At 75.5% G+C, this 14,212-nt stretch carries 5 protein-coding genes; 3 read left to right on the top strand and 2 right to left on the bottom strand.

Annotated features, from left to right (window positions below; translation table 11 throughout):
• Positions 1–50: 50 nt before the first annotated feature.
• Positions 51–704 carry a hypothetical protein gene (locus tag LXT23_RS31010; protein ID WP_253983957.1) on the top strand — a complete coding sequence of 218 codons (654 nt, stop codon included), beginning with the start codon at positions 51–53 and terminating at the stop codon, positions 702–704.
• A 12-nt stretch (positions 705–716) separates the two neighbouring features.
• On the opposite strand, the gene LXT23_RS31005 is transcribed toward LXT23_RS31010, so the two are convergent.
• On the bottom strand, positions 717–1,532 hold the full coding sequence (locus tag LXT23_RS31005; RefSeq protein ID WP_253983956.1) for a helix-turn-helix transcriptional regulator: 816 nt from the start codon (positions 1,530–1,532) through the stop codon (positions 717–719).
• 30 nt (positions 1,533–1,562) lie between these two features.
• Here LXT23_RS31005 and LXT23_RS31000 point away from each other — a divergent pair, with 30 nt between their 5' ends.
• The gene (locus LXT23_RS31000) at positions 1,563–1,931 is read left to right on the top strand and encodes a phosphopantetheine adenylyltransferase (RefSeq protein ID WP_253983955.1); all 369 of its coding nucleotides are present in this window, start codon (positions 1,563–1,565) and stop codon (positions 1,929–1,931) included.
• A gap of 16 nt (positions 1,932–1,947) precedes the next feature.
• Here LXT23_RS31000 and LXT23_RS30995 read toward each other — a convergent pair whose 3' ends face one another.
• Positions 1,948–4,497, bottom strand: coding sequence for a protein kinase domain-containing protein (locus tag LXT23_RS30995; RefSeq protein WP_323379104.1), 2,550 nt, complete (start codon positions 4,495–4,497; stop codon positions 1,948–1,950).
• Positions 4,498–4,652: 155 nt separating this feature from the next.
• Here LXT23_RS30995 and LXT23_RS30990 point away from each other — a divergent pair, with 155 nt between their 5' ends.
• Positions 4,653–14,201: a flagellar hook-length control protein FliK gene (locus tag LXT23_RS30990; RefSeq protein WP_253983954.1), complete on the top strand. Its 9,549-nt coding sequence runs from the start codon at positions 4,653–4,655 to the stop codon at positions 14,199–14,201.
• Positions 14,202–14,212 lie beyond the last annotated feature (11 nt).

The raw sequence follows: 14,212 nt of genomic DNA, 5'->3' as shown, positions 1-14,212 counted from the left end.
TGGAACCGGCGCGCGGCGGTGGGCGCGCCTCACGTGGATGGAGTCCCGTCATGAAGCTGAAGCGTTTCGTGCAGTCGCTGGCCGTGTCGCTCGCGCTCGGGAGCACCTTCGGGTGCGGGGAGGCGCTCAAGGATGACGACTACACCGGAGAGCCCCGCTACGTGGTGCAGGGCGAGGTGAAGTCGCTGGCGCCCACCGAGGCGAATGGGGCGACACGCATCACGCTGGCCTGGGACAACTGGGCGCGCGAAGGGGACATCACCACGTACCAGAGCGTGGAGCTGACCAGCCTGAACCCTCCGTTCGACTACCAGCTGCGCGTCGTCGACAACCCGCCGGACGAGGTGCTCAACGACTTCGAGCCCGGGCTCATCGGGTTCGCCTACCTGCTCGTCTACGAGGACGTGAACGGCAATGGTGTGCCCGACGGGGACGAGGCCGACGACTGGGACGACCTGCGTGGCATGGCGCGCAACCACGTGGTCCTCTTCGTACCCGAGCTGACGGGGGCGCTCATGGCGACGCTCCGGGAGGTGGAGCTGTTCGTCAACGTGGACGACCTGAAGCCCGGCTTCAACCTGGCGCGCGGCGTCTGCGTGGGCACCGAGTCGAGCTTCGACAAGCTGGAAATCGTCCCCAACGAGCCCGTGACGGTGGCGGACCCGAACGACCCGAGCGAGCCGTCCTGCATCAACTACCACTGAGGTGTGGCCAGGTCAGGCGGGGAGCACGACGAAGCAGGTCCCCGCCGAGACGAGGGCGGACGGAGGCAGGCCAAACATCGTGCGGAAGGCCGTGCTGAAGTGGGCTGCGCTGGAGAAGCCGGCGACATGGGCGGCCTCGGTCAGGGTTCCGCCACTGGCGAGTGTGCGGGCCGCGACTCGCATGCGGACCCAGGTCCGGTAGCGCCGGAAAGGGACACCCGTCACCTCCCGAATCAGGTGCTGGGCCCGGGACACGGACAGCTCCAGGCCGGCGGCCACCCGGTCGAGGCGGCACTCCGCGGCGTCCAGTCCCTCCACCACCGGCTCCAGCTTCCGGAGCGCCGAGGTGATTCGCCGGTCCGTGCGTGTCCCCGACGGCTCCACCAGGCCGCCGAGGGTGTCCAGGACCTGCCGTCCCGCCGCCGCCGGCTTCACCGCCCTCAGGCGCAGCAGAGCGGCGACGGCCTCCTCCGCGCCAGCATGCTCGAGTGACACGCCGCTCCGGGTGCGCTGGCGCCACCCCGGGCCCCCCGCGACGGCGACGTCCAGCGGGTCGAGGTAGAGAAAGGCGATGGCACCACTCCCGGCCGTCAGCTGGTGCAGCGTGTTGGGCGGGATGAGGGCGGAGCGGGCCTCTCGTGGGCTGCCTCCGGCCGCGAGGGTGAACGGCTCGCCCAGGCTGAGCACGACACAGGCCACGGCGTTCCGGTGCGGCGCGAGGCGCAGCGACGGGCCGACATAGGCGGAGCGGACCGCGGACAGGAAGACCACCGGCGCCGTCGTAGCCGGTTCTTGAAAGCGGGGGCGTGCGGCGATGCCGTAGGACATGGGCTCCACCACGCTCGAGGGAGCTACGACATGGACATCAAGGCGCTGGCCGCGACACTGCTTCTGCTGGCTGTGGCCGCTGTGAATCTCATCCCCGGCATCGTCGCCCTGCTGCCGGACCGGACGGTAGCCCTGTATGGTATCGGCGTCGACGGTGGCTCCATGACCCTGCTGATGCGCCACCGGGCAGTGCTGCTCGCCTGTGTCGGCCTGGGCCTGGGTGCCGCCGCCTTCGTTCCTTCCGTGCGACCTCCAGCCCTGGCCTTCGCCGCCATCAGCAAGCTGAGCTTCCTGGCGCTGTACCTGATGACTCCCGGGCTGACGCCGGAACTCCAGAGGGTGGCGGCGGCGGACCTCGTGGCCCTGGCGCTGCTGGCCATCGCCGCGCTGCTGGGCTGACACGCCGCGCCGAGGCTCAGTCGCCCTTCTTCTTGAGGCGCTGGATGGCCGCGTTGGCCCGCTCGTGGCCGCAGTCCTTGGTGCCGAATACCGCCTTCTCCCTGGGCGTCTCGGTGACGCGAGTGAGCGCGGGGATGGCATCCGCGTCCCCCAGGGCTTCCAGCCGTTCCGCCGCGACCGCCCGGATGTCACAGGACTCTGACTCCAGGGCCCGGACATACGCCTCCACCAGGTCCACGCCGGCCGTGGCCCTGGCATGCTCCAGGTAGCGCAGCGCGCCCCACTGCCGCAGCGAGTAGTCCTCTTCGGCCAGGTCCTCGAAGTGCCCGACGACGCGCTCCTTGGGGAACCCGCCGAGCAGGGTCTCCATCGCCTTGCCGCCGTCGCGGCCGTAGTCCTCCGCGAGCCCGTCCAGGACGCGGTCCTCCACCTGCGAGCGGCCCTCTTCGTCCAGCTTGGAGAGCAGGAAGTACTCGCTCTTGTGGGCGTTCTTCGCGTGGTACACGGCCGCGCGCGCGCGCCTCCAGGCGGGGGCCTTCTGCTCCTCCTCCGGCACCTCTTCCAGCCGCGCCTGGGCCTCGTCCTTGCGGCCCTCCTCGAGCAACGCGAGCGCGCGCACGGCCGGGTCGTTGAAGTGCAGCACCCATGCCGCGCCAGCAGCCAGCAGCACCAGCACGCCGCCGAGGAGCGCGAGCTGATGGCGCCGGCTCGTGCGCAGCGTCGCGAGTCCTGACGGCAGCCGCTCGCCGACTCGCAGCGAGGCCCCACGCAGCCGTGCCCCGAGATGCAGGGCTCCGAGGCGCGTGCGGAGCGGGGAGAACGCCCCCTTCACCCGGGCCAGCACCGGCTCCATCCGCGCGCCCATGCCACCCGAAGGAGCGAAGCGCTCGCCGAAGGGCGGGCCCTCGGCCGCGCGCTGGCAGCGGTAGAGCTGGACCTGCTCGTCGCGGCCGGGGAGGGTGATGGTGCCGCACGGCTCGACGCCCGCCTCGGCGCGGTTGCGCGCCAGGTTCACCGCCTCGGTGAAGGTGACCTCGCCCGCGGCGGCCACGTGCTCCACCGACTCCACCACCTCCATCGGCTCGCCCAGCACCGTGTCCTGGGTGACGAGCACCTCACCCGCGTGCAGGCACACCCGCACGTGCAGCTGCTCCTCCGGCGGCACCGTCTGGTTGAAGCGCCACAGCCGGTCCTGCATGGCCATGCCACACGCCACGCCCGCCGTCGGTGAGCGGAACACCACCAGCAGCGCGTCGCCCCGCTTCTGGATGAGCCGGCCCTCGTACTCCTTCACCAGCGGCATCAGCAGCTTGTCGTGGGTGTCCAGCATCCGCGCGTTCTCTTCGTGCGTCTGCCGGCTGGTGCGCTCGGTGAAGCCCTGGATGTCGGTGAGCATCACCGTCAGGTTCTGCGGCTTCACCACCGACGCGCCGCCCGTCACCGAGGCCACGCTGCCCGAGGGCCGCGTCCCGAAGGCCGCCGTCCCCGTGCGCTGCGCCACGGGCGCCATGGACGCGGAGCCCGCCTGGGCCACACCGAACGCCGCGGTGCCGCTGCCCGGAGGCGGTGCCGCGGCGGCGCCCCCCGCGAAGACAGCGGTGCCGCTGGGGCCCGCCGAGGGCGCCGTGTCACCTCCGGCGAAGATGGCGGTGCCGGAGGAGGGCCCGCCTCCCTGTGGCATGTAGACGGGCGTGCCCAGGCCGGGCGTGAAGGCGGAGAGGGCCGAGTACGCGGCGGCCAGCGCGTCCGCCAGCTCGTGCGCGTTCTGCGGCCGCTTCGCCGGGTCCTTCTCCAGCAGGCGCATCACCAGTGACAGCAGGCCGACGTACCGCGACAGCGAGGGCGCGGCCCTGTCCAACGGACGGGGCGCGTGCGAGGCGTGCTGCGCCAGGAAGTGGCGCGGCGAGGGCCCATCGAAGGGCAGCCGCCCGGCCAGCACGCGGTACATCAGCACGCCGAAAGAATAGAGGTCGCTGCGCGTGTCCACCTTCGCGCCCACGGCCTGCTCCGGGGACAGGTACTCCGGCGTCCCCAGCACCACGCCCACCTGGCTGACGCTGCTGTTGGCGTCCGGCTCCACCAGCCGGGCGATGCCGAAGTCCAGCAGCCGGGCCTGCTCCCCGCGCGCGCCAGGGGAGATGAAGACGTTCTCCGGCTTCAAGTCCCGGTGGATGATGCCCTTGTCGTGGATGGCGGCCAGGCCCTCCGCCAGCTGCTGGAGCAGCGGCAGCGCGCGGCCCGGCGGCATGGGGCCGGGGGTGAGGACGTCGTAGAGGCTCTCCCCCTCCACGAACTCCATCACCAGGCACGCGTGGTCCCCGGACTCGCCGAAGTCGACGATGTGCACCACCGCCGGGTGCTCCACGGCGGACAGGAGGCGGGCCTCCCGCTTGAAGCGCTCGGCCATGCCGGCCTGGGCGTGCAGGTCCTGGTGGAGGACCTTGATGGCCACCTTGCGCCCCAGGGACACCTGCTCACCCAGGTACACCTGTCCCATCCCACCCGAGCCCAGGGGTCGGAGGACCCGGAAGCGACCTTCGAGGACGAGGGAGTCGGGGGCCAGCACGCCGGGCGCATATTGTCCGACTTCAGTCCGGGGTGCATGTTGATAGTGCACCGCGGCGTGGCGCCGCCCACACGCCCCGTTGCCTGCTCCACAGGCGGGGGGATTGTCAGAAATTTCGAGGGCTTGGGCAGCGTGGTAGCGTCGCGTCCTCCGCGATGGCTACTGACAGTGACTCCCCAAAGCCCGCCGCGGCGCAGGAAGCGCGCGCCGCCGCCCCCGAGCTGCGCCTGCTGGACCGCAGGGCCTTCGTGGGCTTTCCGGCGTTGGAGGTGCTGCCGGGTCTGCGCATCTCCGACTTCGCGCTGCAGATTCCGGACGTCAGCTTCCCCTTCAACGTCAGCGCCGGGGCCACGCGCTACCAGCGCAAGAAGCTCCTCTTCGGCTTCCTCGAGCTGACCGTCGACGCGGACCTGGTGACGCGCCGGGTGGCGGAGCTGGCCGGGCGGCTCGCCGGAATCGAAGAGCTGCGGCTGCACTTCCGTCCCGGCTACCTCGAGGGCCAGGGCCGGCTGCCCGCGCCCGAGCGCACGCCCTTCACCTTCAAGGTGGCCTTCGACGCGGACGGGGAGAAGCTCGCCGTCTACCTCTATGACGTGCGGCTGTACGGCTTCTCCTCCACACCCTCCGTGCAGGTGCCCGGGCTGCTTGCCGCGGGTGTCGGCGCGCTGGGGCTGGTGCCGGACGTGGAGGTGCGCGGCGCCACCGGCTTCTCCACGCGGGTGCTGCCCGCGCTGTGCCAGCTCGCGGCGGTGAGCCGCGGGTACAAGATGCCGGCGCTCGACACCGCGCGCCTGTCCGCCGCCGAGGTCTCCAGCACCGGCCTGCGCCTGCGCTTCTCCGCCGGAGGCCTGCCGCCGCCGGCCGCGCCGGATGAAGAGCTGATGCTCGCACTGGAGGGCGCTCGCGCCTTCTCGGACGCGGAAGGACTCATTGCCCAGGGGCGGCTGGCCGACGCGCGCCAGGCGTACCTCCAGGCCGGGGACGCGCAGGACGCGCACCCCTTCGCCGCCGAGCGGCTGCTGTCCCTCATGGTGGCGGACCCGCAGGCGCACGACCTGGCGCTGGACATCGCCGCCACGCTGCAGCGCCGCAGGGACCGCAGCCCCGCCGCCCTCTGGGGCGAGGCCGTGGTGCGCGAGCGTCGGGGTGAGGGTGCCCGCGCCGCCGAGCGCTACCTCGCGCTGTGCGCGCTGGCCCGCCGGACGTCGGAGGAGGCCGCGGCCTTCTTCTCCGCCGAGGCCGCCGCCCGCTGCTCGCGCGACACCGCGCCGCAGGTGGCGGTGAAGGCGCTGCACGAGCTGCTGGGCCTCAAGCCCGACCACCTGCCTTCCCTCAAGGCGCTGGCGCGTGCCTCCGACCAGGCCCGTGACAGGGCCGGCGCGGTGCGGGCGTACCGCCGGCTGGCCGCGCTCGCCAGGGACCCGGCCGAGGCCGCGGATGCGCACGTCCACCTGGCCCGCCTGTGCGCGCAGACCGAGGACGACGTCGCCGGTGCGCGGCTGCACTGCGAGGCCGCGCTGCGGCTGGCGCCGGACCACCCGGACGCGCTGCTGCTTTTGGGCGAGCTGTGCCACCGGGGCGGCGAGCACCTGCGCGCGCTGAAGGCGCTGGACCGCCTGCGCGAAGTCGCCATGGCCCGGCACGAGCTGGACCGGGTGGGCCATGCGGACCTGCTGGCCGGCCGTGTGTGGGAAGAGGGACTGAAGCAGCCGGACAACGCGCTGCTGCGCTACCGCGAGGCGGTGTCGCTGCTGCCCGGCGAGCCGGAGCCGCTGTTCGCCGCCGCGCGCGTGGCGGAGGGACTGGGGCGGCTGCAGGAGGCGCTCGCGGGCTACCAGCAGGCGCTGGAGCTGGCGGGGCCGGCGCCGCGCTCGGAAGGGGTGCGCCATGCCGCGCACGCCAGCCACCACGCGCTGGCGCGCCTGTACCGCACGCGGCTGGGAGACCCCGCGCGCTCCCGCGAGCACCTGGAGTCCGCGCTGTCGCTGGACCCGCGCGACGCGGTGGCGCTCGAGGAGCTGATTCCGTACTTCCGCGCCACCGGCCGCTCGCAGGAGCTGGCCGAGGCGTTGGAGAAGGCCGCCGCGCTCCAGGAGGAGCCCGGCAAGCGCGCCGCGCTGTGGGCGGAGGCCGGCGAGCTGTACCGGGGCAAGCTCCAGCAGCCGGAGAAGGCCGAGCGGCTGCTGCTGCTCGCGCTGGAGGCGGACGGCGACCACCGGCCCGCGCTGGAGTCGCTGCTGGCGCTGGCTGAGGCGCGGCGTGACGGCGCGCTGCTGACGCGGTGCCTGTCCGCGCTGGCGCGGCTGTCCACGGACCTGAAGGACCGCGCGCAGAAGTACCGCCGCCTCGCGGTGGCCGCGAGAGACCTCGCCTTCGACCTGGACCTCGCGGTGCACGCCCTCCAGGAGGTGCTGCGCGCCGAGCCCGATGATTTGCCCGCGCTGGGCGAGCTGTGCGCGCTGCAGCGCAAGCGCGCGGACATGGCGGGGCTGGCCACGGCGCTGGAGGTGCGCGCGCGGGTGGCGGAGACGCAGGGCGACAAGCGGCTCGCCGCCGCGGCGCTGCGCGAGCTGGCCGGAGTGCTGGAGGCCCGCCTGGGCCGGGTGGGCGACGCGCTGGTGGCGCTGGAGAAGGCCGCGCGGCTGGCGCCGGATGCCGCCGTGCTGCTGGACCTGGCGGACCTGTCGCTGCGCTGCGAGCGGCCCGAGCATGCCCGCCGCGCGCTGGAGGCGCTGCTGTCCACGCTGCCTCGCACGGCGGCGCCGGAGAAGCTGGCGGACGTGCGCGCCCGGCTGGGCCGCGCATGCGAGATGCTGGGAGACCGCGAGGGCGCCATCGCCGCCTACGCGCAGGCCTTCCCGCTGCGCCGGCTGGATGACGCGCTGGCCGCGCGGCTGGAGTCCCTCTACACGGAGTCCGGCGAGACGCAGGCGCTGGCCGAGCTGTGGGGCAGCCGTGCCCAGGCGCTGATGGGCGCCGACCGCGCCGAGGAGGCCGCGCCCCTCTTCCTCCAGAGCGCCCGCGCGCTGCTGGAGCGGGGCGAGAAGGCCGCCGCGCTGCTGCGGCTGACGGCGGCGCTGGAGGCGAGCCCGGAAGGGCCGCTGGCCGCCGAGGTGCTGGAGTCGCTGGCGGAGCTGGAGCTGGAGCGCGGCGAGAAGCTGGAGGCCGCGCGGCTGTACGCGCGCCGGGCCGCGCTGGTGCCGGACGCTCGCGCTGGCGCGAAGCTGCTCTTCCGCGCGTCGCTGCTGGCGGCGGGCACGAGCCGCGAGGAGGCCTTCCTCGCCGACGCGCTGGAGCGCGATGGCTCCTTCGCGCCCGCCCGGCAGCGCCGGGGCGAGCTGCGCCTGCCCACGGATGCTCGCGCCGCGCTGGACGACTTCGAGGCCGTGCTGGCGCTGCCGCCGGTGGACGCCGACGCGCCCCGCGAGGCCGAGCGCGTGGCCCTGACTCGCAAGGCCGCCACCGCCGCCGTCCGGGCGGGGCGCACCGACTCCGCTCGACGCCTGCTGGCCGAGTACTGCGCCCGCGCGCCGGAGGACCTGGACGCCCGGCTGGAGCTGGCCTCGCTGCACCGCAAGGCCGGGGCCCGCGAGGCGCTGGCGGACCTGCTGGTGGAGCTGTGGCCGCGCCTGTCCGGCGAGCCCCGCCGCGCCGCCCGCCGCGAGCTGGCGGAGCTGTCGCTGGGCCTGGGCCGCGCCACCGCTGCTGTCGACTCGCTGCGCAGCCTGCGGCTGGAGGAGCCTCACGACACGTGGGCGGCGCAGGCGCTGCTGGACCTGCTGCCCCCGCCGGGCACGGGCACCACGGAGGAGGAGGCCGAGCGACTGGAGCTGCTGGGCACCCTCGTGGCCTCGGCGACGGGCGAGGTCCGGGCGGAGCTGCTGGCCCGCCGCGCCGTGCTCCACCGCGCCGCTGGCCGCATGGCCGCCGCGCGCGATGACTTCTCCGAGGCCGCGAAGGGCGCCCGCCGTCCCGCGCCCCTGCTGCTGGCGCTGGCGGAGCTGGCGCGCGAGTCGGGTGACGAGGCCTCGGAGCTGGAGGTGTGGCGCCGCGCTGTCGCCGCCGACGCCAACCTGGCCACGCGCGCCCGCGAGCGCCTGCTGGCCCTGGCCTCGACGCTGGTGGAGGCGGACGCGCGCGAGCTCGCCCGCGAGACGCTGCGCGCGGCCATCGTCCTGGAGCCGCCGGCCGACGAGCGCTGTGACGCCTTCTTCTCCCTGGCCGAGCTGGCCCACCGTGACGGCAACGCGGCCGACGAGGCCGCCGCGCTCGCCGAGGCTGCCCGCCAGGGCCCGACGGCCCGCCGCGTGGAGGCGCTGCTGGCGCGCGCCACGCTGCTGGAGGCCCAGGGACATATAGATGATGCGGGGCAGAGCCTGGAGGCCGCGCTGTCGCTGGCGCCGCGCCACGCGCAGGCCACCGCCGCCCTCCAGCGCGTGCTGCGCGCCCGGGAGGACTGGGCGGCCCTGGCGGAGCTGCTCGCCGCCGAGGCACCGCACACGCCGCCGTCCGAGGCCACCGCGATGTACGCGGAGCTGGCGGCCCTCTACCTGGACCGCCTGGACCAGCCCGGCTCCGCCGAGGCGGCGCTGCGCCAGGCCCTGCGCCTGTCGCCCGCCGACGCGGAGGTGCGCCGCCGGCTGGTGTCGCTGGTGGCGGGCCGGGGCGAGCTGCGCGAGGCCGCGGTGCTGCTGGAGACCGCCGCCGAGAGCGCTGCCTCCTCCGAGGCCGCCGCGCTGCTGCGCGAGGGCGCCGGCTACGCGCGACGCGCCCAGGACCTGGACCGGGCGCTGAAGCTGGCCCGGAAGGCCCATGTGCTGGTGCCCGCCCAGGGCGCGGAGCTGGCGTCGCTGGCGGAGCTGCTCTACCTGCGAGGCGCTGTCCGCGAGGCGCTGCCGCTCCAGGACACGCTCGCCACCGAGGTGGACTTCCACACCGCGCCGGAAGCGGCGGAGGCCACGTGGCTGCGGCTGGGCGAGCTGGCGGAGCAGGCCGGCGAGTCGAAGCGCGCGGTGACGGCGTACCGGAAGCTGCTCGTCCAGCGGCCCCAGTGTGAGCCGGCGGTGCAGCGGCTCGCCGCGCTGCTGGAGAAGGACGACCCGCGCGGCGCCTTCGAGGTGCTCGTCACCCATGCGCGCGCGCTGCCGTCCTCCGAGGACACGGTGCAGCGCCTCGTCGCGCTGGCGGAGCGGGCCCGCGCGGCGCTGGCGGACGCGGGCGTGGCGGCGTCGCTGCTGTCGCGCGCGGCGGAGATGGCGAAGCAGCCGCTGCCGCTGCGGCGCCAGCTGGCCGCCCTCTACCGCGAGACGGGCCGCGCGCTGGAGCTGCTCACCGAGCTGCGGCAGGTGGCCACGCTCAGCCTCGAGGCAGGAGACGTGGAGGCGGCGCTCGCCGCCTATACCGAAGAGGCCCGGCTCGCCGAGGACACCGGCCGCGCGGACGACGCGCTGCGGGCCCTGGCGGACGCGCGGGACGTGCTGGAGTCACGCGGTCAGGCCGCCGAGGCCGCCGCGTGCGAGCGCCGGCGCGCGGAGCTGCTGCGCGACGTGAAGCTGGACCCGGCCGCCGCGGAGGGCGCGCTGGAGCGGGCCTTCGGGCTCGCGGCCGACCTGGGCACCGCGCGGCTGGGCGCGGCGCTGGCGGAGCGGCGCGACGACTCGGAGGCGGAGGGGCGCTGGCTGGAGCGCGCACTGCCGCTGCTGCGGGACGCGAAGGAGGCGGCGGCGCTGCGGCTGCGGCTGGCGCGGCTGCACCTGGGCGTGCTGTCGGACGTGGAGAAGGCGGAGGCCTTCCTGCGCGACGCGCTGCGCGGGGACCGCTCGCTGGTGGAGGCCGAGGCGCTGCTGGCGAAGCTGCTGGAGAGCGACGGGCGGCTGGCGGAGCTGGCCGCCTGGTACGAGGAGTGCGCGGAAGGGGAGACCGACGCGGAGACGCGCGCCGCCCTGCTCCAGCGCGCCGCCGTGCTGTACCGCGACAGGGCAGGGCGCCCGGATGCCGCCGCCGCCGCGTTCATCGCCGCGCGCGCCGCGCGTCCGGATGACCTGGAGCTCACCGCGCAGGCCGCGGAGCTGCTGCACGAGGTGAATCGCCACGCGGACGCCGCCGAGTTCGACGCGGTGCTGCTGGAGGCGGACCCGTTCCGCGAGCCCGTCTTCGCCCGCCACCTCGCCTTCCTGGAGGAGACGGAGGACCACCAGGCGCTCGCAGAGCTGATGCTGCGCCGGGCCCAGCGCCAGGCGCCCTCCGACGCCGCGGAGAGCTACCTGTCCGCCGCCCGGGCCTTCCGCGCGGCCGGCGCCCGGGAGCGCGCGCTGCTGTGCGAGGACCAGGCCTTCGACCTGAGCCCCGCCAGTGAAGAGGCCTTCGAGCGCGTGCGCGAGCGCGCCGCCGGTGACGTGCGCCGGCTGGCGGAGCTGCTGGCCCTGCGCGCCGCGGCCCTGCCCTCGCCCCAGGCGCTGCCGCTGCTGCGCGAGCGTGCCACCCGCCTGCTGGACGCGGGCGAGGTGCTGCTGGCCGCCGAGGCCTTCGACGAGTACCTCTCCCGCGCGGGAGACGACGTGGAAGCGCTGTCCGCGCGCGCGGAGCTGGCCGCGAAGGGCGGCGGGCCCATCGCCGCGCGCCCCTATGACCGCCGCCTGCTGTCGGCCGGTGGTGACGCGCTGCCGGTGCCGGTGCGTGCGCGCACGTGGCTGCGGCTGGGACATGCCTCGCTCGGCGCGGGCGCGTACCACGACGCGGCGGATGCCTTCGAGTCGGTGGTGGCGCTGGAGCCCGAGGGCGAGCGCGGCGCCGAGGCGCTGTCGCTGCTGGCCGAGGTGCACTCGCGCACGGGCAACGCGCCGGGCCTGTACCGGGCGTCGCTCCAGCTCGCGCGCCGGGCGGACGACACGGCCACGGCCGAGGTGCTCTACCGCCGCGCCGCGGACCTCTTCGACGACCCGAAGGACGCCATCGACGCGCTGCTGCCCCTGGCGCGGCTGCGGCCCGCGGACGCCTCCGTCATCGACCGCGCCGTGACGGGCCTGCGCGCCCTCGGCCGTCATGGCGACCTGCTCCAGGTGTACGAGTCCGGAGCCGAGGCCGCGGGCGGCCAGCGCGCCGCCGAGCTGCTGCTGGCCGCCGCCTCCGTTGCCGCCGAGTCGCTGGCGGACGAGGACGCCGCGTGGGCCCTCACCCAGCGCGCGGCCGAGGCCGCCCCGGAGGACCTGACGGCGCTGCGCGCGCTGGTGGACGGGCTGCGCAAGCGCGGCGAGTCCGTACGGCTGCTGGAGTCCCTGGAGCGACTGGTGCCTCGCGTGGAGGACGCGGACGAGGCGGCGGTGCTGCGCCTGGAGCTCGCGTCCCTGGCTCAGTCCGCCAGCCGGCTGGACGCGGCCCGTGACGCGCTGGAGACGGTGGTGGCGCGCGGCCCTTCGGGCGCGGGCTACGCCGACGCGCTGGAGTCGCTGGAGAAGCTGCTGGGCGAGGTGCCCGGGCGCCGGGCCGAGGTGCAGGTGGCGCGCGCGGAGCTCGTCATCGGGCGGGAGCGCCAGGTGCTGCTGCTGGCCGCCGCGCGAGGCTTCGAGGCCGCGAGCCGGCTGCCAGAAGCGCTGAAGGCGGCGAAGGCCGCGGCGGCGGTGGAGCCGGACGTGGACGCCGCGCTGCGCGTGGCCCAGCTGTACCGTGCGTCGGGAGAGGCCACGGGCGCGGCGCGGGCGCTGCTGCAGGCGGCCCGGCTCGCGTCTCCGGAGGAGCGTCCCCCGCTGCTGCTGGAGGCGGTGGGCCTGTGGGAGAAGGCGGGCGAGCACGGCGAGGCCCTGGAGGTCGTCGAGCGCATCGCCACCGAGGCGCCGGACATGCTGTCGCCGTCGGAGCTGGCGGAGCGCTTCGGCCGGCTGGGTGCCTTCGCTCGCGCGCTGGACGTGGGCTTCGCGCCCGCCATGGCCTCGGGTGACTACTCGGACGCGCTGGCCATGGCCGCGCAGGCCGGCGACAAGGCGCGCACGCGTGAGGCGCTGTGGGCCCTGGTGGCGCTGCCGGACGCGGACTCCGCCCATGCCTCCGCCCTGGCGGACGGGCTGCGCGCGGAAGGTGAGACGGAAGGGCTGCTGGAGCTGGCCGCCCTGTCCGCCGAGCGTGATGCGACGTTCGCCGCGGCGCTGCGCGACGAGGTGCTGCGCTCGGAGGCGGCGCCCGTGCTGTACCGCCTGCGCGCGCTGGAGGAGCTGTCCACCGACCCGAGCTTCGCCGCCCGCCTCACGCTGCTGCTGCCCGCGCTGGCGAAGCTGCCCGCCGAGCTGGCCGAGGCGGCGCTGGCCCGGGTGCGCGGGCTGCCTGACGCCGCGAAGGTGGAAGCGCTGGCCATGGCGGCGGACGGCTGGCCCGCGCGGCGCAAGGCCCTGCTGCGCGAGCGCCACACGCTGGAGTTCGAGCTGGGCCGCTGGGACGTCGCCGCGCGCACGCTGGCGCAGCTCATCGCCGTCGAGGAGGACCCGCACACGCGTGCCGCGCTGCACCTGGAGCACGGCGAGCTGCTGCTGAGCCCGCTGGACCAGCCGGTCGAAGCGCGCGAGGCGTTCGAGCGCGCCCTGGCGGACGATGGCTCCCACCGGGATGCGCTGCGGCACCTGCTGGCCCTGGTGGACGTGACGTCGGAGCCCGCGGTCTTCGTGGCCCTGGCGGAGCGGCTGTCGGTGGAGGACGGCCCGGACGCGCCCAACCCCTACCGCGAGCGGCTGGCGGACGCCTACGAGGCGCTGGGCATGGTGGCGGATGCCGCCACGCAGCTCGAGGCCCTGCCGGAGACGGAGGAGCGGCTGGCCCGCCGTGCACGGCTGGCGGAGCAGCGCGGCCTCGTGGGCGAGGCGCTGCGGCTGCGCGAGCGGCTGACGGACGAGCCCGCCGTGCTGGAGGCCATCCTCCGCGGCTACCTGGACGCGCAGCTCGTGTCGCCCGCGGCCCGGCTCGCCGAGCGCCTCTTCGACGCGAGTGTCCTGTCCCCCGAGGTCACCCGGATGTCCGCCGAGCGGCTGTCCCCGTCGCCCGAGGGAGCGCCCGTGGCGGCCCGCATCTGGCCGGAGCTGCTGCGCGCGCAGCTGATGGACGTGGATGGGTGGACGCTCTACGCGGAGGCCCTGCGCGTGCTGGGCCGCACGGAGGCGGCGGAGCGCGCGGACGGCATCGGCGCGGCGCTGGACTCCAGCGGCACGGCGGCCAGCGCGGCCCCGGTGTCGGCGCTGCCCGTGCCCTCCGGCTTCCAGCACCCGGTGCCCCCGGGCGTGGTGCCGGTGACGACGGAGCGCTTCCCGCGGCTGTTCGCCGCGCTGAAGCCGCTCCTGACGTCGCTGGGCGCCCAGGGCGTGCGCGTGGGCGTGGACCCGGTGGGCGGGGTGGAGGCGTACCTCACCAGTCCCGAGGAGCTGGTGCTGGGCGCGGGCGCGCTGTCGTGCTTCGGCGCGGCGGAGCTGGGCTACCTGTGCGCGCTGGCGCTGGCGCTGGGCGAGTCCGGCGTGAAGCTTTCGCGCCCGGGTGAAGTGCCCGGCCTGGAAGCGGCGGCGGTGGCGGCCTTCCGTGCGGTGCCGGCCTCGCTGGCGGCGGGGCGGGTGCTGGCGCGGCTCGACGCGGAGGTGCGCGGAGGGGACCCGTCGAAGGTGGAGGTGGGAGTGGTGCTCGCTCGCGCCGCGGCCTTCCGGGCGGTGGCCCTTTCCGTGCTCGAAGGCGCTTAGCCGTGTAGCCT

The sequence above is a fragment of the Pyxidicoccus xibeiensis genome, from assembly GCF_024198175.1.
Taxonomy (GTDB): Bacteria; Myxococcota; Myxococcia; order Myxococcales; family Myxococcaceae; genus Myxococcus; species Myxococcus xibeiensis.
Note: the sequence above shows the minus strand (reverse complement) of the source record. Positions and strands in the feature narration are given on the sequence as shown.

What these genes read in the sequence shown, in the direction of transcription:
- LXT23_RS31010 (WP_253983957.1), top strand. Translation starts at nt 51, where the DNA reads ATGAAGCTGAAGCGTTTCGTGCAGTCGCTGGCCGTGTCGCTCGCGCTC.
- LXT23_RS31005 (WP_253983956.1), bottom strand. Translation starts at nt 1,532, where the DNA reads ATGTCCTACGGCATCGCCGCACGCCCCCGCTTTCAAGAACCGGCTACG.
- LXT23_RS31000 (WP_253983955.1), top strand. Translation starts at nt 1,563, where the DNA reads ATGGACATCAAGGCGCTGGCCGCGACACTGCTTCTGCTGGCTGTGGCC.
- LXT23_RS30990 (WP_253983954.1), top strand. Translation starts at nt 4,653, where the DNA reads ATGGCTACTGACAGTGACTCCCCAAAGCCCGCCGCGGCGCAGGAAGCG.